This is a genomic window from Alteromonas sp. H39 (assembly GCF_047556435.1).
In the GTDB taxonomy this organism is placed as follows: Bacteria; Pseudomonadota; Gammaproteobacteria; order Enterobacterales; family Alteromonadaceae; genus Alteromonas.
The window spans coordinates 3,943,819-3,965,747 of sequence record NZ_CP180210.1 but is presented as its reverse complement, the minus strand read 5'-3'; the positions used below and the strand labels follow the sequence as shown (position 1 = coordinate 3,965,747).

The 21,929-nt window shown below is 50.2% G+C and carries 18 protein-coding genes; 13 read left to right on the top strand and 5 right to left on the bottom strand.

Going from position 1 to position 21,929, the window contains the following annotated elements; genetic code table 11:
• The first annotated feature begins 3 nt into the window (after positions 1-3).
• From hflC to ACLBLI_RS17275, 6 genes are all read left to right on the top strand, one after another.
• Positions 4-894 carry a protease modulator HflC gene (gene hflC / locus ACLBLI_RS17300; RefSeq protein ID WP_414828777.1) on the top strand — a complete coding sequence of 297 codons (891 nt, stop codon included), beginning with the start codon at positions 4-6 and terminating at the stop codon, positions 892-894.
• A 467-nt stretch (positions 895-1,361) separates the two neighbouring features.
• On the top strand, positions 1,362-2,963 hold the full coding sequence (locus tag ACLBLI_RS17295; protein WP_414828776.1) for an AbgT family transporter: 1,602 nt from the start codon (positions 1,362-1,364) through the stop codon (positions 2,961-2,963).
• 438 nt (positions 2,964-3,401) lie between these two features.
• Positions 3,402-4,481, top strand: coding sequence for a ferrochelatase (hemH, locus tag ACLBLI_RS17290; protein WP_414828775.1), 1,080 nt, complete (start codon positions 3,402-3,404; stop codon positions 4,479-4,481).
• 65 nt (positions 4,482-4,546) lie between these two features.
• On the top strand, positions 4,547-4,933 hold the full coding sequence (locus tag ACLBLI_RS17285; RefSeq protein ID WP_414830996.1) for a DUF4112 domain-containing protein: 387 nt from the start codon (positions 4,547-4,549) through the stop codon (positions 4,931-4,933).
• Positions 4,934-5,317: 384 nt separating this feature from the next.
• Positions 5,318-6,958: an acetolactate synthase large subunit gene (locus ACLBLI_RS17280; RefSeq protein WP_414828774.1), complete on the top strand. Its 1,641-nt coding sequence runs from the start codon at positions 5,318-5,320 to the stop codon at positions 6,956-6,958.
• A gap of 10 nt (positions 6,959-6,968) precedes the next feature.
• A complete protein-coding gene (locus ACLBLI_RS17275) occupies positions 6,969-8,402 on the top strand; it encodes an aldehyde dehydrogenase family protein (RefSeq protein WP_414828773.1) in 1,434 nt (477 codons plus the stop codon).
• Between the two features lie 83 nt (positions 8,403-8,485).
• Here the strand turns inward: ACLBLI_RS17275 and ACLBLI_RS17270 are convergent, their stop codons facing one another.
• Complete coding sequence (locus ACLBLI_RS17270) at positions 8,486-8,848, bottom strand: DUF2237 family protein (RefSeq protein ID WP_414828772.1); 363 nt, start codon at positions 8,846-8,848, stop codon at positions 8,486-8,488.
• 83 nt (positions 8,849-8,931) lie between these two features.
• Here ACLBLI_RS17270 and ubiG point away from each other — a divergent pair, with 83 nt between their 5' ends.
• From ubiG to ACLBLI_RS17245, 5 genes are all read left to right on the top strand, one after another.
• Complete coding sequence (ubiG, locus tag ACLBLI_RS17265; protein ID WP_414828771.1) at positions 8,932-9,726, top strand: bifunctional 2-polyprenyl-6-hydroxyphenol methylase/3-demethylubiquinol 3-O-methyltransferase UbiG; 795 nt, start codon at positions 8,932-8,934, stop codon at positions 9,724-9,726.
• Positions 9,727-9,995: 269 nt separating this feature from the next.
• A complete protein-coding gene (locus ACLBLI_RS17260) occupies positions 9,996-10,604 on the top strand; it encodes a glutathione S-transferase family protein (RefSeq protein ID WP_414828770.1) in 609 nt (202 codons plus the stop codon).
• Entirely contained in the window at positions 10,604-11,263 is a 660-nt protein-coding gene (locus tag ACLBLI_RS17255) for a glutathione S-transferase family protein (protein WP_414828769.1), read from the top strand. Before ACLBLI_RS17260 ends, ACLBLI_RS17255 begins: the two co-directional genes overlap by 1 nt.
• Positions 11,264-11,538: 275 nt before the next feature.
• A complete protein-coding gene (locus tag ACLBLI_RS17250) occupies positions 11,539-12,474 on the top strand; it encodes a lipase family alpha/beta hydrolase (RefSeq protein WP_414828768.1) in 936 nt (311 codons plus the stop codon).
• A gap of 2 nt (positions 12,475-12,476) precedes the next feature.
• Entirely contained in the window at positions 12,477-13,430 is a 954-nt protein-coding gene (locus tag ACLBLI_RS17245; protein WP_414828767.1) for a lipase secretion chaperone, read from the top strand.
• A 311-nt stretch (positions 13,431-13,741) separates the two neighbouring features.
• On the opposite strand, the gene ACLBLI_RS17240 is transcribed toward ACLBLI_RS17245, so the two are convergent.
• From ACLBLI_RS17240 to ACLBLI_RS17225, 4 genes are all read right to left on the bottom strand, one after another.
• Positions 13,742-14,617 carry a DUF1080 domain-containing protein gene (locus ACLBLI_RS17240; protein ID WP_414828766.1) on the bottom strand — a complete coding sequence of 292 codons (876 nt, stop codon included), beginning with the start codon at positions 14,615-14,617 and terminating at the stop codon, positions 13,742-13,744.
• A 637-nt stretch (positions 14,618-15,254) separates the two neighbouring features.
• A complete protein-coding gene (locus ACLBLI_RS17235; protein WP_414828765.1) occupies positions 15,255-16,832 on the bottom strand; it encodes a cisplatin damage response ATP-dependent DNA ligase in 1,578 nt (525 codons plus the stop codon).
• Entirely contained in the window at positions 16,829-17,839 is a 1,011-nt protein-coding gene (locus tag ACLBLI_RS17230) for a ligase-associated DNA damage response exonuclease (RefSeq protein ID WP_414830995.1), read from the bottom strand. The genes ACLBLI_RS17235 and ACLBLI_RS17230 overlap by 4 nt, the downstream gene beginning before the upstream one ends.
• 257 nt (positions 17,840-18,096) lie before the next feature.
• A complete protein-coding gene (locus tag ACLBLI_RS17225) occupies positions 18,097-18,600 on the bottom strand; it encodes a prepilin-type N-terminal cleavage/methylation domain-containing protein (RefSeq protein WP_414828764.1) in 504 nt (167 codons plus the stop codon).
• 152 nt (positions 18,601-18,752) lie between these two features.
• Between ACLBLI_RS17225 and ACLBLI_RS17220 the strand changes: the two genes are divergently transcribed.
• Both ACLBLI_RS17220 and pdeM read left to right on the top strand, forming a co-directional pair.
• A complete protein-coding gene (locus ACLBLI_RS17220) occupies positions 18,753-21,227 on the top strand; it encodes a ligase-associated DNA damage response DEXH box helicase (RefSeq protein WP_414828763.1) in 2,475 nt (824 codons plus the stop codon).
• On the top strand, positions 21,211-21,918 hold the full coding sequence (gene pdeM / locus ACLBLI_RS17215) for a ligase-associated DNA damage response endonuclease PdeM (protein WP_414828762.1): 708 nt from the start codon (positions 21,211-21,213) through the stop codon (positions 21,916-21,918). Before ACLBLI_RS17220 ends, pdeM begins: the two co-directional genes overlap by 17 nt.
• Positions 21,919-21,929: the final 11 nt, after the last annotated feature.

Here is a 21,929-nt window from a genome sequence, read left to right as displayed (position 1 = left end):
TTCATGAAGAATTTAGCCATAATTATCATAGTTATTCTGGCCGTATTGTCGACTGGAGCGTTGTTTACTGTTAAGGAAGGTGAGCGCGCCATTGTTATTCAGTTCGGTAAAGTTCAGCGTGATGACGCGTCTGGTGAAACCCGCGTATTTGAACCGGGACTGCATTTCAAAATCCCGTTTATCGATACGGTGAAAAAGCTGGATGCACGTATCCAGACACTGGATGACCAGCCAGATCGCTTCGTTACTTCCGAGAAAAAAGACTTAATCGTCGATTCTTACGTGAAGTGGCGCATTGAAGATTTCGCGACCTATTATCTGTCTACCGGCGGTAATAAGTTACAGGCGGAAGCACTGCTGAAGCAGAAAGTGAATAACGGCCTGCGTTCTGAGTTCGGTACGCGAACAATTGCACAAATTGTGTCTGGTGAGCGTACAGCGTTGATGGATTCAGCAATGGAACAGGCTTCGACATCGTCGAATGAACTGGGTATTGCTATTGTTGACGTACGTGTGAAGCAGATTAATCTGCCAACGGAAGTCAGTAACTCAATTTTCCAGCGTATGCGTGCAGAGCGTGCGGCAGTGGCCAGAGAGCATCGCTCTGAAGGTCAGGAGCAGGCTGAAGTTATTCGCGCTGATATCGATGCGAAAGTAACTGTTATGCTGGCGGAAGCAGAACGTAATCTGCGTCAGGTTCGTGGTGAAGGGGATGCCCTTGCTGCGCAAATTTACGCAGATGCTTATTCGCAAAATGCTGAGTTTTACAGCTTCTTAAGAAGTATGGATGCCTATGTACAGAGCTTTAACTCTAAACAGGATATACTGGTGGTAGAGCCAGACAGTGAGTTCTTCCGCTTTATGAACTCCAAAAACGGACGTTCAGACAACTAAGTAACGTTGCAATACACAACAAAGGCCGGTTTTTCCGGCCTTTTTCATGTCCGGATAATAAATGTAGTATAAAACGCATAAAAGACAGGTTTTGCGAGTAAAGCCGCATAACACCGGAATAAATCTATTCTCCGACATAGCTTCGACCACTCCCTCCTCTGCAGGCCCTTATTTGTCTGACGAATAAGCCAGAATGTAAACAATGTAACCTGATGATATTTTTCAGGTTTGCTGCGCTCCGGAAGCCATTTGCTACAGGTATAGCGGATTTTTTCGGCGTCTGACTGCAAATTTTAAGTGAAATCAGGTAAAATCGCGCGGTTTTGAGTAGTAAAGCACAGGCAATGCGTGACGTCGTGAGAGACGCCAACCGGTATCTGAATGAAATATGTGTCTTTCGCACAGTATGAGGTATGTCCGGTAACCTAACAATAATAAGCCTGAAGCAATAACGACAGGGGAATGTTTTGTCTTCCGATAATGCAAATGTAGAAAACCGGCCGCAAGAGCAGTCGCAGAGTGGTTTGTTCTCGCGATTTCTGGCGACGGTTGAATGGCTGGGCAACCTGCTGCCCCATCCGGTAACGTTATTTGCGTTGCTTTCGGTATTTATTGTGCTGCTAAGTGGCATCCTTGGCTACTTTGATATCGCGGTTGCTGATCCGCGTCCGGAAGGCGCAAAGGGCCGCGACGCTGATGGTATGATTGAAGTGATATCACTAATGAGTGCCGAGGGGTTACAGCGCATTGTTACCGGTCTGGTGACGAACTTTACCGGCTTTGCGCCGCTCGGTACCGTGTTAGTTGCTTTACTCGGGGTTTCGGTTGCCGAACATTCCGGTTTGCTGTCAGCTGCTATGCGCTCGTTGGTTATGAACGCGTCAAAGCGAGTGGTGACGTTCGCTATTGTGTTTGCCGGCATCATTTCCAATACTGCCTCAGAACTTGGCTATGTGGTACTGATCCCGCTGGCGGCGATGATTTTCCACTCGCTGGGGCGTCATCCACTGGCAGGACTGGCTGCAGCGTTCGCGGGTGTGTCGGCTGGATACAGCGCGAATCTGCTGTTAGGTACGGTTGACCCGTTGCTGTCAGGTATCACAGAAGCCGCTGCCCATATGATTGACCCCGACTATGCAGTAGGGCCGGAGGTTAACTGGTACTTTATGTTTATCAGTACCTTTGTGGTTGCCACCATGGGTGCACTGGTAACAGAGAAAATTGTCGAACCGCGCTTGGGTAAATTTGACGAAAGCGACGCCTCCGTTGAGCTTGAAAAGCAGTCAATGGAAGCGCCAAGTGATAAAGAGAAGCGTGCGCTGAAACTGGCCGGGCTGTCTTTTGTCGCAGTGTGCGCGGTTCTTGCGCTTACCATCGTGCCGGAAAACGGTATTTTGCGTCACCCCGAGACCGGTGAAGTTGCAGGTTCTCCGTTTTTGAAAGGCATTGTTGCCTTCATCTTCATCACCTTCGCCATTCCCGGGTTCGTATACGGGCGCGCCGCAGGTACGATGAAAAATGACCGCGACATCATTAATGCGATGTCTAAGAGTATGGGCGCAATGGGCCTGTACATCACTCTGGTATTCTTCGCCGCGCAGTTTGTGGCCTTTTTCAAATGGACCAACCTTGGCACCGTACTCGCGGTAAAAGGGGCGGCATTGCTGCAGGCTGTAGGGCTTGATGGGCCGTCGGTCTTTATCCTGTTTATCTTAATGTGTGGCATCGTGAATTTGTCGCTGGGCAGCGCATCGGCACAATGGGCTGTCACGGCGCCGATTTTCGTTCCTATGCTGATGCTGATTGGTTATGCGCCGGAGGTAATTCAGGCGGCATACCGTATCGGTGATTCTGTGACTAACGTAATCTCGCCCATGATGAGCTACTTTGGCTTAATTCTGGCGATGGCTGCGCGTTACAAGAAAGACCTTGGAATGGGTACGCTCATTGCCATGATGTTACCGTACTCCATGGTATTTATTCTTGGCTGGTCTATTCTGTTTTTTGTCTGGGTATTCCTGCTTGGCATGCCGGTGGGCCCTGGCGCTGCCACATATTACCAGCCTTAACAGAACGGCTAACGACGAGTAAAAAGCGGCTCTCTGAGCCGCTTTTTTTGTGTAAATGCCAATGAGTCATTCGTATTTGAGGGCAGGGCCGGCTATGAGTAAAAGACATCACCGCTGTGGCGTTCAGACTGAGTCAGTGTAGGCTGTTGATAAGCTTACGCCGGGAAATGCCACCCATTGGCGCTTTGTGCAACAGGGTGCATGAAAACACAGCCTTCGTATTTATTGATTACGCCAATCGGACAATATGGGGCGATTATTTGCACGAACAGCGATCAAAAAGGATTTGATATCAGTATAATACAGTCAACAAAAATAATGTGCTGACACGCCTGTCGTCCTCAGGGCAAACCATTTATCTCCCTCTCTGTGCGGATACCCAGTGTGGGCAGATATCTGCTGTCAGCGAAATTTATTCACAATGAATAAGAGCCCCTCATGAAGTACAAAGGTAATACCAACTTTTCACATTCGCAAAAAGATAAACTGGGCGTGTTGATCACTAACCTTGGTACGCCAGAGAGCCCAACCAGCGCGGCGTTGCGGCCTTACTTAAAAGAGTTTTTGTCTGATCCCCGTGTGGTGGAAGTGCCTCGCGCTATCTGGTGGTTTGTACTGAATCTGATTATTCTGAACATACGCCCAGCGCGCTCTGCAAAGGCTTACTCCACAGTCTGGACCGAAGACGGTTCACCACTGATGTCTATTACCAAAGCGCAGTGCGATAAACTTACCGCCAAATGCAAAGCTGAGTATGGCGACGACGTTGTGGTTGATTTTGCAATGCGCTACGGCAATCCGGCGGTGAGTGATGTGATAGATAATATGCTGGCGCAGGGAGTCAGAAAGCTGGTTGTATTGCCGCTTTATCCACAATATTGCGCGTCTACCACCGCGTCGACCTTTGATGCGGTAGCCAAAGATTTTACCGCCCGACGCTGGATGCCGGAACTGCGTTTTGTTAATCACTATCATGACGAACCCGGCTATATCAACGCGCTTGCACAGAAAGTCCGTGCTCACTGGGACAAACACGGCAGAGCTGACAAACTGCTGTTTTCTTATCATGGCATACCGAAACGTTATCTGATGAATGGCGACCCATACCACTGCGAGTGTCATAAGACCTCCCGCCTGTTGGCGGAAGCGCTGGCGCTGGGGCCAGACGAGTACATGACGACGTTTCAGTCCCGCTTTGGTCGCGAAGAATGGTTGAAACCCTATACGGATGAGACGCTCAAAGGTCTGCCTGGCAACGGTGTTACGTCGGTTCAGGTTTGTTGCCCGGGCTTCTCAGCAGATTGTCTTGAGACGATAGAAGAGATAGGCGAGGAAAACCGCGAATACTTCATGGAAGCGGGCGGTGAACGTTACGAGTATATCGAAGCGCTGAATGACGATGACAGTCATCTGGATTTCCTGTTCTCTTTAGTTGAGCGAAATTTGCACGGCTGGCGTACTGATGACAATATGAGTCAACGCGCCGCACTGGCGCGGGCACAAGGAGCGGCTAAGTGACACAGTCATCATCACACCACGAAGGCGATGTTCAGGCGCCAAAAGAATTGCGCAAAGCGCAGGACATGGCGAACCTTTTGGATACCGCGGTAAAACTTCCTATTATCCCGATTCGGGTTGGTCTCGATTCCCTGATTGGCTTGATCCCTGGGGCCGGTGACGCGCTAATGCTGGGCGCGTCGTTACGTATCATCTGGCTGGCAAAGCGGATGGGCGTGCCAAAACCTTTACTTACTAAAATGGTAAAAAATTCCGCTATTGACTTTGGGCTTGGCTTTATTCCTCTGGTCGGAGACATTGTGGACGTATTTTATAAAGCGAACCAGAAGAACGTGCGGATCCTGGAAAAATGGTGGGTGACCGAAAACAAAGCCAGTGTCGACAGTGCCACGCAAGCGAAACTCCAGCAATGGGAATCGCGGCTTGAAGAAGCAGAGAAAGAACAGCGCTGAATTCGTATAGTGGTGCCTTCGGTGCATTGCATTTGCCTTTGCGTCAGCAAATCCCCCCTGTCGCCGCCCCAGGCGTTTTACTTAAGGTTGCCGATACCTTTTTTCTGCTCTGCTTCTCGGCGAATTTTTTGAAGGTCGCGACTTTCACTGGGTAGCAATGAAGACACAGTTTACCCAGACGCGTGCACAGTATTACATCCTTGTAATCGAAATCGTGGCGGCAACCGTAGGCATAGTAGCCAACTGAAAACAGGAAACCGTTTTCAGTCTCTGAAAACCTTTTAAGCGCGAGCACATTCACTGACAGCAAGACAGACTGACAACGTGTATCAGTATGTTGTGCAGTGCTTTCTCGACGCCGTAAGAAAAGGAGTGTTGTTTACGATGAAAGCGTCAGATTTATTTGTAAAAGCCCTGGAAGCCGAAGGTGTAGAGTATATCTTTGGTATCCCGGGTGAAGAAAACCTCGATCTTCTTGAGTCCTTAAGAACCTCTAACATCAAACTTGTATTGACCCGCCATGAACAGGGGGCGGGCTTTATGGCTGCGACATATGGGCGTCTGACTGGAAAAGTGGGCGTGTGCTTATCAACACTGGGACCAGGTGCGACCAATCTGGTTACACCGGCAGCCTACGCGCAGCTCGGCGCTATGCCGATGCTGATGATAACCGGCCAAAAACCGATTAAAACCAGCAAGCAAGGACGTTTTCAGGTGATTGATGTGGTGGACATGATGCGTCCCATCACCAAGTACACGTCACAGGTGGTTAGCGGTGACCGCATTCCGTCGGTGGTACGGGAAGCATTTCGTATCGCTCACGAGGAGCGCCCCGGTGCCACACATATTGAGTTGCCTGAGGATATTGCCGAAGAAGAAACCAGCCTGCCGCTGTTAAAACAAAGTATGGCGCGCCGTCCGATTGCCGAGTACAAGGCGATCAATGCGGCAATTGATATGATTGAGAAAGCCAAATCGCCGGTGATCCTGATTGGTGCAGGGGCGAACCGCAAGCTGACGGCCAAAATGCTCAGAGAGTTCGTCGACAAAACCGGCATCCCATTTATCACCACACAGATGGGTAAAGGCGTGCTGGATGAGCGCGACAAACTGTTCGTCGGAAATACCGCACTGTCTGATGGCGATTTTGTGCACCGCGCGATTGCTCGTGCCGATCTTATTATTAATGTCGGCCATGACGTAGTAGAAAAACCCCCGTTCTTCATGCACCACGATGGCATGAAAGTAATTCATATTAATTTCGATTCAGCGTCGGTAGACCCGGTGTACTTCCCTCAGCTTGAGGTGGTAGGTGATATTGCCAATAGCGTATGGCAGATCAAAGAGGGCATAACGCCACAAGACAACTGGAAGCTGGATTTCTATCTTGATGTGCATGAAGCCTATGTGAACCACCGCAACGAAGCCGAAAATGATAACCGCTTCCCGATATTGCCTGAGCGATTTGTAAAAGATATCCGCAAGGTGATGCCCGAAGACGGTATCGTCACACTGGACAATGGCGTATACAAAATCTGGTTTGCCAGAAATTACCCTGCGTACATGCCTAACACGCTGCTTCTGGATAACGCCCTGGCGTCTATGGGGGCGGGGTTGCCGTCAGCGATTGCTGCCAAACTGGTGCACAAAGACTGCAAAGTCCTCAGCGTATGCGGTGATGGCGGCTTTATGATGAACAGTCAGGAACTGGAAACGGCCGTACGCCTGAACCTGGACATTGTTGTGGTGGTATTGCGTGACGATGCCTACGGCATGATCAAATGGAAGCAAAGCAACATGCAGTTTGATGAGTTTGGATTGGATTACGGCAACCCGGATTTTGTTAAATATGCCGAAAGCTATGGCGCACAAGGATGGCGGATCGATTCAACCGAGTCGCTGGGACCTATCGTCGAAGAGTGCCTGAATACACCGGGTGTGCATGTAGTGGATTGTCCGGTCGATTACAGCATGAATGATAAAACCCTGCATCACACCATTCGTGAATTGAGTGCAAAATTATAAGGAGAACACTATGAAGGACAGCTACCCCTATTATCTGGCGAGCGAAGCGGTGTTTGCTAACACCGACCTGGAAGTGACTAACAAATACACTGGTAAAGTTGCCACCCGCGTGGCGATGGCTGACGCTGATGTCATCGATAAGGCCATTGCTGCTGCCGAAGCCGCGCAACCTGCAATGACCAAGATGAGACCTTATGAGCGTCAGGCGGTACTGGATCACTGTATCAAGCGCTTCGAGGAACGTTTCGACGAGTTAGCCGATGCCCTGTGCATCGAAGCCGGTAAACCAATTAACGATGCCAAAGGTGAGGTCACCAGACTCATCGACACCTTCCGGATTGCCTCTGAAGAATCGGTGCGAATTAACGGTGAGGTGGTCAATCTGGAGATTTCTTCCCGAGCGAAGGGGTATCAGGGCATGACCAAAAAAGTGCCCATCGGCCCCTGTTCGTTTATTTCGCCGTTTAATTTTCCCCTGAATCTGGCGGCGCATAAGGTGGCGCCTGCAATAGCAGCAGGCTGCACCTTTGTGCTTAAGCCAGCATCAAAAACGCCGATTGGCGCATTAATTATCGCCGAAGTGTTGGCCGAAACCGACTTGCCGAAAGGGGCGTTCTCGGTATTGCCATGTAGCCGCGATGGCGCAGATTTATTCACTACCGATGAACGTCTGAAGTTGCTGAGTTTTACCGGTTCACCAGATGTTGGCTGGGCATTGAAAGCGAAAGCAGGCAAGAAGCCGGTTGTGCTTGAGCTTGGCGGCAATGCTGCATGCGTTGTCGATGAAGACGCCGATATTGATGATGCCATTAATCGTATTATCGTGGGCGCGTATTATCAGTCAGGTCAAAGCTGTATCAGCGTGCAGCGCTTGCTGGTTCACCGCGCCATTTACGACAAGTTTAAATCGGCTTATGTAGAACGTGTGAAATCGCTCGTATCGGGAGATCCGGCTGATAAAGATACCTTTATCGGTCCGATGATATCCGAGTCTGAGGCTGAGCGCCTCGATAACTGGATCCAGGAAGCACACAAAGCCGGTGGCAAAATTCTCTGTGGCGGCAAGCGCGATGGGGCCATGCTGGAAGCGACTGTCATGGAAGATGTGCCGGCCGACTGTGATGCCAGTGCCGAAGAAGCCTTCGGACCACTTTCGGTGTTGATGCCCTTTGACAGTTACGATGACGCGCTCAAGGAAGTGAATAACAGTCGTTATGGATTACAAGCCGGGATCTTTACCCGTGATATTTACAAAATCCAACAAGCGTGGGACGAGCTTGAAGTAGGAGGCGTGGTTATTGGCGACGTGCCAAGCTGGCGAGTTGACAACATGCCTTATGGCGGAGTGAAAGACTCCGGGCTTGGACGCGAAGGTATTCGCTATGCGATTGAAGATATGACTGAAACCAGACTGTTAGTCATTCGTAATCCAAACAACGCCTGACAGTAGGACTAAGTCGGGAGGTAAGGTCATCTGAACTAAACCTCACCAAAGCCGGGCGCCAGGATACGCCCGGCTTTTTTATCTCAGCCAGATTGGGCATACATTTCCAGTATCGCCAACGGGATAACATCGAGCGCTTTTTCGTGGGTTGCTGCCAGATTAATGTTAGGCGCGACACCGGCTTCATACGCTTCCATCCAGCGGGCTGCACATAAGCACCACTTGTCACCGGGTTTTAACCCGTCGAATGCCAATTCTGGGCGAGGGGTAACTAAGTCATTTCCTCTGGCTACAGAAAACTCAAGAAACGCTTCATCGACGACCGCACAAACACTGTGGTTTCCCAGATCCGAAGTCGGTACATAACAAAATCCCTCTCGGGTAAAGCCGGTATTTCCACAGCACAACTGAAGCGGCTGTCCATATACATTTTTAGCGTTTGCCATTATTTTTCCCCGGATCTTTCTAATAGCTAAACCGTATCATAGTAAGAGCTTTCCGTATTTACTTGTATGCAAATGAGACTGATATGCTGGATAAAAGTCGTTTAAGCGCACCGATAGAAGAACCACAAAACCTGTCTGATTCTGAAATTGCGCGTTTTGATAAACTGGCGGAGTCGTGGTGGGATCCAAATGGACAATATAAAACGGCACTGGCTTTCAACCAGGCCCGAGTGCAGGAAATGCTGCGTGTCGTAAGCAAAAAGTACGGTAAGCCAGTGTCCGGCACGCTACTGAAAGGGAAAACGGTGCTGGATGTCGGGTCTGGCGGCGGCCTTATCTGCGAGCCATTTGCCCGCCACGGCGCAGATGTGCTGGGAATCGATGCGAGTGCACTGAGTGTTGAGGTCGCAAAGCGACACGCCGAATCACAGTCGCTGGATATTACTTACCTGCATCAGTTGGCTGAGGATAAGGCGGCGGAAGGTGGCCAGTATGATATTGTCATTAACGCCGAAGTGGTTGAGCACGTGCCGGATCAGCAGGCACTGATAGCCCAGTGTGCCCGAATGGTAAAGCCCGGTGGGTTGCTGTTTCTGGCAACCTTAAACCGTACTTTCAAAAGTTATATCGTTGCCATTGTGGGAGCTGAGTACATTATGCGCTATCTCCCTGTAGGGACGCATGACTGGAAGAAATTTGTAAAGCCGGAAGAACTGAATGCATGGACCGGAGACAACCTCGGACTCATCCATGAGACCGGCATGCGTATGAACCCCCTTACCAAGATCTGGTCGTGCTGCGATAGCGTGGCAGTGAACTATCTGCAGTGTTATCAGGCGTCAGACAATTTCGGCGACGATGATGCAGAAGACAGCTAGCTGCTGTCATGCTGTCTTTCTAAAGCAAGTGATTTGAGCGCGACATCCCTGTCGCGCTTCCCGTCTTCGTCAGAAGCTGGTAACAACCTTGTGCGGTGCTTTTGGGGCTCAAAACCCGGCCTGCTGCCATTCATTCAAATAATAGATATATCACACGTTGTTTGATTTGCGCTGCAACGCGAAGGCAATTAGTGTTAATGGCATGTTATTGTAATCTGCCGCCAGTAACGCTTATTGTGCGCGGATAGGATAAAACGCCGGAGTCAGCCATGAAAATTTACGAAACCAAAACCGCACCCAACCCCCGCCGGGTCCGCATGTTTTTAGCGGAAAAGGGGATCAGCATGGACTATGTTCAGGTTGATATTCAAAAGGGCGAAAATCTGAGTGCAGAAATGCGCGCAAAAAATCCGCTGGGCAAAGTGCCTATCCTGGAGCTCGACGATGGTACCTGCATTGCAGAAACGGATGCCATTTGCACGTATTTTGAAGCGATACAACCAGAACCCCCGCTGATGGGCTCCACGCCGGTAGAAAAGGCGACTATCGCCATGTGGCAACGCCAGGTAGAAATGGCGCTGATGCTGCAGGTAGGAATGTGTTTTCAGCACACCACCGGGTATTTTAAAGATCGCATGACGCCGTTTCCGGACTTTGGTAAAGAAGCGGGCGTGAATGCGTCTAAGTATCTGAATATTCTTGAGCGCCGGCTAGAGCGTTATCCTTATATCGCTGGCGAGCAGTTCACCATCGCGGACATTACCGCGCTTTGTGCTATTGATTTTGGGCGGGTTGTTGACATTCGCTTGCAGGAAAAGCACAGCAATTTAAAAGAGTGGTACGGAAGAGTAAGCCAGCGAGAGAGTGCAAAAGCCTGATGATTACGCTGTACACTGCCGCGACCCCCAACGGCTGGAAAGCCTCTGTGGCGCTTGAAGAGATGGGTCTGGACTACACTGTAGTACCGGTCAATCTGATGAAAGGTGAGCAGAAAACCGAGGAATTTCTGGCGATGAACCCGAATGGTCGCATACCGGTAATTGTCGATCACGACGCGGGCGATCACGTAGTTTTTGAGTCAGGGGCCATCATGCTTTATCTGGCCGAGAAAACGGGTAAGTTTTTACCGTCTTCGCCAAAAGAGAAAAGTCAGGTAATACAGTGGCTGATGTTCCAGATGGGCGGAATAGGCCCGATGATGGGGCAGGCGAACGTATTCCACCGATATCTGGAAGAGAAAATTCCTATTGCCATCGACAGGTACCAAAATGAGGTGCGTCGTTTGTTCAAGGTGCTTGACGGTCATCTTGCTTCCCGTGAGTGGTTGGCGGGCGAATACAGCATTGCGGATATGGCAAACTGGTGCTGGGTGCGTACTTATGAATGGTCCGGTGTGAGTATTGATGGACTGACGTCACTTCGTCGATGGAAAAACAGCATAGAAGCGCGGCCCGCGGCGCGGCGTGGTGTTGAGATACCAAACAAAATTGATAAAGAAGCCTTGATTAAAGGCGCAAACAAGGTGGTCACGCGATAACGTGTGACCCTTCCTCATCTCCCCTTCTCTTTTCATTCACGAGTTTTATTTTAGCCATTCATATTAAAAATGAATTTGTTGGCATCTATTTGTTTTTTGAATTTGTTTATATATATCAATTTGTTAGACATCAACGATGTATGCTTGGCCCATCGTTATTCCATTAATGTCTCGCAAATAGGGTTGAATGAGTAAAGTATTTAACTATCCTGTTACAACTTATTAACAGATCTGACCTCCGAGTAGTTGGGAGCGATGGACGACAGGAACACACAATGAAAAAAACACTGATAATCGCCACACTCTTTGCTTTTTTGATAACTCCGTTTACCCAAGCCAATGCCTCAACTTACGCTAAAACACAGTATCCAATAGTATTGGTACATGGTCTTTTCGGCTTTGATGATGTGTTGTGGGTGGATTATTTCTATAAAATTCCTTACAAGCTGGCTGATAACGGTGCCACGGTTTACACCGCAACTGTCTCGCCAGCTAACTCAACTGAAGTTCGCGGCGAACAGCTGCTGGCGTATATCGACCAGGTACTGGCTCATTCAGGCGCAGACAAGGTCAACCTGATTGGCCACAGTCACGGAGGGCCTACTATTCGGTACGCGGCCAGCGTAGCGCCTGAGAAGGTAGCGTCGGTGACGTCTGTTGCGGGGGTTAATCACGGCAGTAAAGTGGCTGATATTGTGCGTGCCGGTATTCGGGATGGCTCGACACTTGAAGGCGTAGCAGGCACCGTATTTAATGCGTTTGCCAATGTGCTGGAACTGGTTTCAGGTTCGGGTATTTCTGCGCTACCTACCGACAGCATCGCGGCACTGGATTCCCTGTCTACCCGCGGAAGTGAACGGTTCAACGCGCGCTATCCGGAAGGCTTGCCCAGCAGCTATTGCGCCAAAGATGGCAAAGTACTGGAAGACAATGGCGTATTCTACTTTTCGTGGAGCGGCGGCAGCACCTACACCAATGTATTAGATGTAGCCGACCCGTTGCTGGCAATAACCGGACTGGCATTTGGTGAGAAAAATGATGGCCTGGTGTCATCGTGCAGCTCACAGCTAGGGTATGTTATCCGCGATGACTACCGTATGAATCACCTGGATGAAGTTAATCAGACACTGGGTATTCACCACCTGTTTGAGACCGACCCGATTCAGGTATTTATTACCCAGGCAAACCGTCTTAAATCTATAGGTTTGTAAGCGTGCGAAAGCTGTTACTGATTGGTATGCCCGGCGTGGTGCTGGGCATCCTTTTGTATTTGGTAGTTGTTGATGAAAACAAAGATAGTGCAGCAGTGTTACCTGCAGAGGGTAGCAGTACTGCCACTTTCAGTAGTGATCCCCAGCCTTTCTCCGCCTCACAGTTACCTTCGGCAAATGCAGAAGATAGCGGCCAGGAATTTTCGCTGCATTATGGTTTGAAGGCGGAGTTCGACCTGTTTATTTTTGAACACGAGGGCGAAAGCCCGACGGCACTAACAGAGGCCTACACCAATGCAGTAGTAAAACGAGGTTTTACTGCGGATTCACAAGCCTATCTGGAAGCGCTGTTTGCGCGTTATGTGCAGTACAAAGTCGAACTTGAAACGCTGGACGGACAAGCTGAAGCACAGGACATCAACGCCATCGCCAGCCGTCTTGAAGCCCGCAACGATTTACGTCATACCTTTTTTAGCGCTGACGAATACCATTATCTGTTTTCAAAAGATGCACAATACGACGATGCGGCCCTGGCAAGGCTTCGTATTGCCTCTGACGCTTCACTTTCAGATGAAGAGAAACAGAGACTGATTGAAACGCAGCTCGCTACCCTGCCTGCTGATCAACAGGCAAGTTTTGCACCCAGTCTGGCGGTTAACCGCATTGATTCGCTTGCCAAGACCTATGAAAACCCGGAGACGCGCTACCAGGCCATCGCGGCCGAGTTCGGCCATGATGTTGCACAGCGAATGCAGGAAAAAGCACAGGTTCAGAGCGAATGGCTGGCAAGGGTTAAGGCGTTTGAACAGTGGAAGAACGACCTGGTTGAATCGGGCCTCACACCCGAAGAAGCGTCGAAACTGATAGCTGACCGTCGTAACCGTGACTTCTCTGAAACGGAACAGCGGCGCTTGCGGGTGTTTCTGGAAAATCCGGCGTTGCTGGGTGATGAATAGTCGCATAACAGACTCTCTTGATAACGACATAATCACATCAGGGTAAAGCCGGAAAAACAACAACGCTGCGACAGTTGTTATTCCGGTTCTGGCGTTTAATTTGCAATCCGCCTTTCTAATCATTCTGCCAGCACAAAGATTTGCTCAAAGTCAGTGCGCATATCCTGCCAGAATGACAACGGAACCAGTCCTGCACCGTCATAGTGTCAGCCGTCTATGTCTGCCTTGTCTACCTAAAAATGCAGGGGGTTGCATAGGTACTCTTGCAAGTTCGGCTGAGAGTAATTCAGGTCCTGCATGAGCCGGCCCCTTTACTCATCAAAATAGTGAGCGTATCTGGCAGGCATTTGATCAAGCTGCTTTATCGCAATGCCTTTATAAAAAATTTCCGCGGCTTCACTTTGCAACTGGATTTTGCCTTTTGTTAACGGTTCAGGTTTGCCATTTACTACATTACGAGAATGCCGTAGTACCATGACCACCTCGCCATTCACAATGTGTAAACTTTTATCCTCAAAAGCAATAAGATCCAGTGTGTTCCACTGGCCATGTGGCTTTTCGTGATTTTCTTTGCGTAGTACCAGACCCTTTACATCGGTATCTTTTCCAACAGCCAGAAACGGCTGTGTTTCATCGGCAATGGGGTTCATGATGTACTCGGGCAGAAAAGCGCGAACATCAATAGCAGTACTCATCTGATTCCAATAGTCGCCCACATGCCCCTGCATGATTTGAAATTCCTGTGAAAGCAGCCAGGAGCGGTAATAGTCCTTTCCGTGCTCACCGAAGGCGTGATAAAGAATACCGCTATCTTTCAATTTGTTTAATCGAGGCTCCCACTTTTTATCTCCCCATTTAAATTGCAAAGTGAAGTGGTAATTTTTGTAGGCTTTTTTAGTGGATACTCCGCCGTAGTATTCCCCACTGATATGCAGAACAGGCTCATTATTCTGTCCTCGCATCATATTAAAAACCTGCAGCTCTTCATTTCCGGTATTGAGCCCTACAGGCTGCATCTTAGAACCATCAGCATTCAATGGCGCACTGCCATCGTAGGAATCTTTGTGCTTAAAACTGATGTAAGTATCCCAATGCGTTAGCCCGTCATCGAGTAGGTATTGCCATTCTTCTTTCGCGCATGCCTGGCTGGCAAATACCAGCGTAAGCGCAGCAATTGCAAACTTCATATATCGCCCTGATTTTCCCGAAATGTATACTGTCAAAAAGCCTGACAGACAGCGTAGAGAACAGTAAATAGTACACTTATCACAAACTGCGCTTGCGCTTCCTGCATTACACAAGTCTTACGTGTTACAAACGCGAATTCTATAACCAATTCTGCATTTTCAATTATTAAAACACTTTTTCGAATGTTGAAGCAGGGAAAGTAGAAACAACTGACTTATCGTTTAGTTGTACTGCCACACTTAAGAAATTCTTCGAACTCTTTTTCTACATGCCGTGGCAGCGATTCCCTTTGACGCGAAAGATGCTCTGGAAATTCTTGGTAGTGATGTTCGACAAATTGATACAGTAACGTCTGTTCTGGACGATGCTGTATGTAGGTATGAAAGTGAGTTACTAACAATGGCGTCTTTGCTATTAATTAGCATCTTGGTGTGTCGTTAACTGTCGTGCAAATCTACTGATTAATAAGGTGAGAAATGCATAGCGCCAAGGTCGGTCATACGTACTAATCACGAATTCAGCCAGTGCTTATTAATGGACAGCTGGCACAAATCAGACGGTTAAATGTAAAAAGGCGCCGAAAAATGTCGCTTCTGACTCTTATCAGCAAGCTTTTGATCAGTGCTTTTCTCAAAGTCAGGACTGGATAAGCGACTTCACGGTATCCAGGCTATCGGCCTCTGCAGCTGGTTTGTCCCAGCGAATACGGTGAAAGCGTGGGAAGCGCAGCGCAATACCGGACTTATGGCGGGGTGAGGGGTGCACCGCATCAAACGCCACTTCAATTACCAGTTCTTTTTTGACTTCTCTGACCGGGCCAAAACGGCCTACCGCATTGCGCCTTACCCAGTTGTCCAGCTTTTTGAGTTCTTCGTCGGTAAAGCCAGAGTAGGCTTTGCCGATGGGCAGCAATTTATCGTCTTGCCATGCGCCGAAGGTAAAGTCTGAATAGTAGCTGGAACGTTTACCATGCCCCCGTTGTGCGTACATGATGACCGCGTCCACCAGTTTCGGATCGCGCTTCCATTTGTACCACTGACCCTTAGGGCGGCCGGGAATATACTGACTGTCTTTTCGCTTCAGCATGAGCCCTTCTACAGCAATATCATCAGAGGCCTGTTCGTGTTTCTTTCTCAGCGATACAGAGTCTGTCAGGTTCAGAGTTTGCGAGAGGTGTAAATGCGTACATTGCTGCCCGGCTATCCACTGACGGAGAATCTGGCGTCGTTCTGTCAGCGCAGATTGCGTCACGTCAACGTCGCCGTTGCGTAAAATATCGTAAAGGATGAGGCCGGCTGGCAGCGATTTGATTAACTTAGCCGGTGGTTTCTTGCGGTTGAGCCGTTGCTGCAGCGCATTAAAAGAGTCAACATCATTGCCGTGCATAATAAGCAGCTCACCATCCACCACGCCTTCGCCGGTAATGCCTTCAAGCACATCCGGAAACGCCTGACTGATGTCATCTCCGGTGCGGCTGAACAGCGCCTTCCCCTTTTCGGTGGATACAAGCTGTACCCGAATACCGTCGTATTTATACTCCACCTGCCAGTCTTCTACCGCTATGTCGTTGAGCGTCTCATCATCTATAGGATGCGATAACATGACCGGATGAAAGGTAACCTCGCCGGAAATATCCGGCTTTGCCGCTTTTCCTTCAAGCCAGGCGAGCAGTTCAGTATACGGTGGGGCAACGCCATGCCATAGTGACTCGATGTCCTCTACCTCGACGTTGCCGTAGCTGGCAAGAATTTGTTTCATGCTTCTGGCGGATACGCCTACGCGCAGCCCCCGGGTACCGAGCTTAATCAGGGCCCAGCGCTGTGACGCATCCAGCATGTCGAGATAGCGGCTAAGCAGACTACCCACTGACTGACGGCTGGCGTTCTGAAATTCCTCGACAATATCAGCAAGGCGCGGAATTGGGTCTGTGGCAGTGGTATGGCTGTCAGGCCACAGGTGGGCGACGGTTTCGCTCATCTCTCCTACGTAGTCGTAGCTCATTGCGAATAGCTCAGGATCAACGCGTTCTAGCATCAGCGTTTTCACCGTGTTGCGCTTAAAAAAATCAAATTTCAGCGTGCCGGCAATAGCCGCGATTGCCCAGCCCCGGTCAGGATCGGGCGTTGAGCGCAGGTAATCTTTGATAATGGCGGCTTTGGCATTATTACCAGACGTGAAATAGAGCTGATCTAACAGGTCGCTGAAGGCTTTCATTCGCTGCCATCGTCCTCTTCTTCATAACCCAGTAACGATAAGGCACGGGCTTTAAAACCCATTTTCTCAGCCTGATGAATGAGGGCATCTTCTCTGCCGTGGGTTACCCATACTTCCGGTGCATTAACGTCTTCAAGTGTCTGCAGCAGTTCGGGCCAGTCGCAGTGATCAGATATTATCAAAGGCAGTTCCGCCTGACGCTGCCGGGCCCGCGCGCGAATTTGCATCCATCCGGAGGCCATTACGGTGCGCACTTTTGGAAGTGAACGTGACCAGCGATCAGCCAGCGCCGACGGTGGCGCCAGAATGATTTCGCCAGCCAGGTTTTGCTTGTCTTCTACGTCGCTGACGGCGACCAGCGGGCCCAGCGCTACCCCCAGTTCCTGATACAGTTCACATAAACGGAGTAGTGCACCGTGCAGATAGAGCGGGCGGCTGTAGCCTGCCTCACGCAATGCCAGTATCACCCGCTGACATTTTCCCAGCGCATAGGTACCCACCAGGTGGCAACGGTCGGGAAACACCTGTTGAGAATGAAGGAGCTTTTGTATTTCCTGGTCAATCGGGGGGTGCGTAAATACGGGCAGGCCAAAGGTGGCTTCGGTTATAAATACATCGCAGGGCACCACTTCAAAGGGGTCGCAAGTCGGATCCGCGCGACGTTTGTAATCGCCGGAAATCACCAGTCTGGCACCACGATATTCAATTAACGCCTGCGCCGAACCGGCAATATGACCGGCCGGATAAAAGGTCACGGTTACCGGATCCTCAGCATCACCCAATGTCAGGGGCTGCCGATAGTCCAGCGCCGTTTGCTGACGGGCCATGTCCTCACCATATCGCGTGGTCATTATTTTTAAGGTAGTGGGGGTAGCATAAACGTGCTCATGCCCGGCCCTGGCATGGTCAGCATGGCCGTGTGTAATGATGGCACGGGCAACCGGCACCATAGGATCGATGTAGGCATCGGCTGGCTCGCAATATAAGCCAGTCTCATTTACTTTCATCCAGTCTCGGGGATGCGCATACTTTTCAGTCAATGATTACCGCCTGTTATGTCCCGAATGGCGAGTTTTACAGACTAGCGTTTACGGTGTAATCGCGAAATGGGTTTAGCTGATTCAGAGAAACCTGCCGGGTGGAGCAGGTAATAGCGATAAAAGCAAAACAGCGCCCCGTAAAAGCCAAATGGCATAACAGGGCGGCGTTGACAGATGGGGGTCGCGCAGAGAAACCGCAGGCGAGGTGGTACTGCGCTTTGCACTTAAAGCGTGGTTGTGACTTCGCCGGTTTGCGAGTTATAAGTTACCGATACGCCGCTGACGGCGTTATAGTCGTAAGTACAACTGAAGTTACCATCGTAAGTGGCGGTATACATTGCGCTGTCGTCATTTTCTACACTGGCATCCTGAGTTGCCAGTACCGCACGCCATACATCAAGGCAGTCAGCATCACTGCTTAACGTGAGACTGGTGCCACGGGTATCCGCCGGATAGCCGTATTCGTTTACCGACAGACTACCGCCTACGGCACTATCTGAAATGGGAATAAAGTCCTGCACAGCCTGTTTGTTGCCGCGAATTAACCACGCGTAATGTACCTGTTTTACACCCTGCTCAAACGCTGCGGCTGTGCCCGATACCGTGGCCCGGTGTGCATCGTCCGTAAAGTCAACAAAGCGTGGCGCAGCAACCACGGCCAGCACACCGAGAATGACAATAACGATAATGAGCTCAATGAGGGTAAATCCCTTTTCCAGCGTACGCATATTATTTCTTCCTACAGCTTATACTTTTTTGTTTTGCTTACTGTAGAGCCGCCAGTTCGTATTGCCAAGCGGAATTTAAAAGAAAACATAGAAAAATCTTAAACCTAGCCACAGTCGTATAGTGTTGAAAACAGATAACCCTGAATTCTGAAATGACAGCGCCTGAAACTGCTAATGTAACTTTGCCTGCGCCGTTTACGGCGTGGTTTAAAAAGCGAGGCTGGAAGTTACGAGACTACCAGTGCGACATGCTTTCACGCGCGCAGACCGAAAAAGCCACGCTGTTGATTGCGCCTACTGGCGCAGGGAAAACGCTGTCGGGCTTTTTGCCCTCGCTGGCAGCCCTTTACAACGCGCCCCGTGATGGTCTTCATACTCTGTACATTTCACCACTAAAAGCGCTGACACAGGATATTCATCGAAATCTGCTAGAGCCTGTAGAGGAAATGGGGCTGGAAATTACGGTAGAAACCCGTACCGGCGACACGCCGTCGCATAAACGCCAGCGGCAACGAAAGCGGCCTCCGAACCTGTTGCTCACCACCCCTGAATCGCTGATGCTGATGTTAAGTTATGCCGACGCCGATACATTATTTGGCAACGTCGAGCGCGTTATCGTTGATGAGGTGCATAGCCTGATAGCCAACAAGCGCGGAGACTTCACAGCGTTGGCGCTGGCGAGACTTCAGCAATTCGCTCCTCAGTGTCAGCGAATCGGACTGTCTGCCACGGTAGCCTGGCCAGACTTACTGGCATCCTGGCTGGGAGGCTCGGATAACCCTGCCGGGATCCTGCAAGTGCCGGCAGCCACCAAACCCAAAATACATATTCTTGAATCAGAAACACGAATGCCCTTTGGCGGCTTTATGGCGCGTTATGCGATTGACGATATTTATCAGGCAATCAGTCAGGCGCAAACCACGCTGGTATTTGTAAACACCCGGGCCCAGTCAGAGTTGTTGTTTCAGATGTTGTGGGAGCACAACAAAGCCGCGTTGCCCATTGCGCTGTATCATGGCTCGCTGAGTAAGGAGCAGCGGCGTAAAACTGAGGCGCTGATGGCGCAGGGGGTTCTCAGAGCAATTGTTTGTACCTCGGCGCTGGAGCTGGGTATTGACTGGGGCGATGTCGACCAGGTCATACAGGTTGGCGCGCCAAAAGGCGTGAGTCGCTTGTTGCAGCGCATTGGACGGGCGAATCACCGGCTGGATGAGCCCAGCAGAGCCATGCTGGTGCCGGCAAACCGCTTTGAGGCACTTGAGTGCCAGGCCGCACTGGATGCCGTGATGGCTGGCGAGCTAGATGGTGACAAGCCACAGGCCGGCGCGTTAGATATTCTGCCTCAGTTTATTCTTAATTGTTTGTGTAGTCAGCCCGATACCGCCGAGGGGCTTTATGCACTGGTGCTTGAAGCATCGCCTTACCAGGGCGTCGACTGGGAAACATTTGAAAAGCTGTGGTGGTATACCGTAGATGGTGGCAATGCACTTCGTGCCTACGAGCGCTACCAGCGACTGGTGAAGCAAGACGACGGACGCTATACCCCGGCCAATCGACGGGTAATACAGCGACATCGACAGAACATTGGCACTATCGTAGAGGCCGGCAGGCTGAAGGTAAAACGAATTCGCCGCGGAAATCAGGGGAAGATCATCGGCGAAGTCGAGGAATATTTTGCGTCGCAGTTGGTGCCCGGCGATACTTTTATTTTTGCCGGTGAAGTGCTGAAATTTGAGGCGATTCGGGATATGCAGCTGCACGCCCGCCCCGTGAAAGGGGGCGAGCCAAAAATCCCCAGTTATGCGGGTGGGCAAATGCCACTGTCTACGTATCTGGCAGATGGAGTACGCGCTATTCTCGCTGATCCCACGCAGTGGCGAAAGCTGCCAAAACAGGTTCAGGAATGGCTGGAACTGCAGCAAGCGTTTTCGCATATCCCTGATACCAAAAACGTACTAATCGAGCAGTTTCCGTACCGCAAAGCCTGGTACACGCTTTATTATACGTTTGAAGGGCGTAAGGCGAACCAGACTTTAGGCATGTTGCTTACCCGGCGTATGGAAAAGTATGGAGTGAAACCGTTAAGTTTCAGCGTGACGGACTACGGGTTGTCGGTGTGCAGCGTTAATCCGGTCACAAAATCGCAACTTAACCAACTGTTTCAGCCGGACATTCTGGGTGATGAGCTGGAAGACTGGATGTTGCAGGCACCGATGCTTAAACGTTCCTTCAGACAGGTTGCGGTAGTCAGCGGACTGACGGAGCAGCGATACCACAGCAGCCAGAAAACGATGAAACAGGTAACGTTTTCTACGGACCTGATTTACGACACATTGCGAGAACACGACCCTGATCACATTTTACTTGCTGTTGCACGCGCCGATGCAGAGCGGGAGTTACTTGATTTACGACGTCTGGCGGATATGCTGATACGCTTCGTGGATAAAACCGAATTAGTGAATTTGGATAAGGTGTCGCCCATGGCTATTCCTATTGTGCTGGATGTAAGAAGTGAACAGGTAAAAGGGGCTGGCGCGCATGCGATGCTGGAACAGGCTGATTTATATGCAGAAGCCGAGGCAATGCTGGACGAAGTAAGGGCAACGCTCAGTGGCGATCACTCCTGACTGGCTTTCGGCACAACATCAGTGCCGCGGCGTTTTTCCCGTAAGACTGGCTAGTCTGCCATTATTGCTCGATGCGCGCGGAGCATGTTATTTCCCACAGCAGGACTGGCTGGTGGTAAGCGATCTTCATTTGGAAAAAGGCAGCTTTCTGCACAGTGTCGGCAATCCGATATCCCAGATGGACACCTACGCCACGCTAATAAGACTAAGCAGTCTTATTGACGATTATGCTCCCGCCACCGTTGTCTGCTTGGGTGACAGCTTTCATGACAGTCGGAGCTTCAGCCGTATCAGCGAGGATGATCGACAACTGTTATCTCGCCTGCAACAAAACGTAAAGGATTGGGTTTGGATCCAGGGCAATCATGATCCGGACATTCCGGAAACCATGGGAGGACGGGCGGTAAAAACACTGATGGCGGATAGCGTTCAACTGGCACATGAGTACGACCCCGGTGCTGACTATCAGCTCATTGGCCATTATCACCCTAAGTGTCAGCGCACTGTGCGACGGCATCGCTTTCGAGGCCGCTGTTTTCTGATGACAGAGTCTCTGATGATTATGCCTGCATTTGGCCAGTACACCGGTGGGTTGGACATTGATCATGAGGTGTTGCTGGCGCTGGCCCCAAAACGCAGGCGTCGTCACTATTTGCTGTACGACAACTGCATATATCCACCTGTAAAATAACGGTCTTTGCT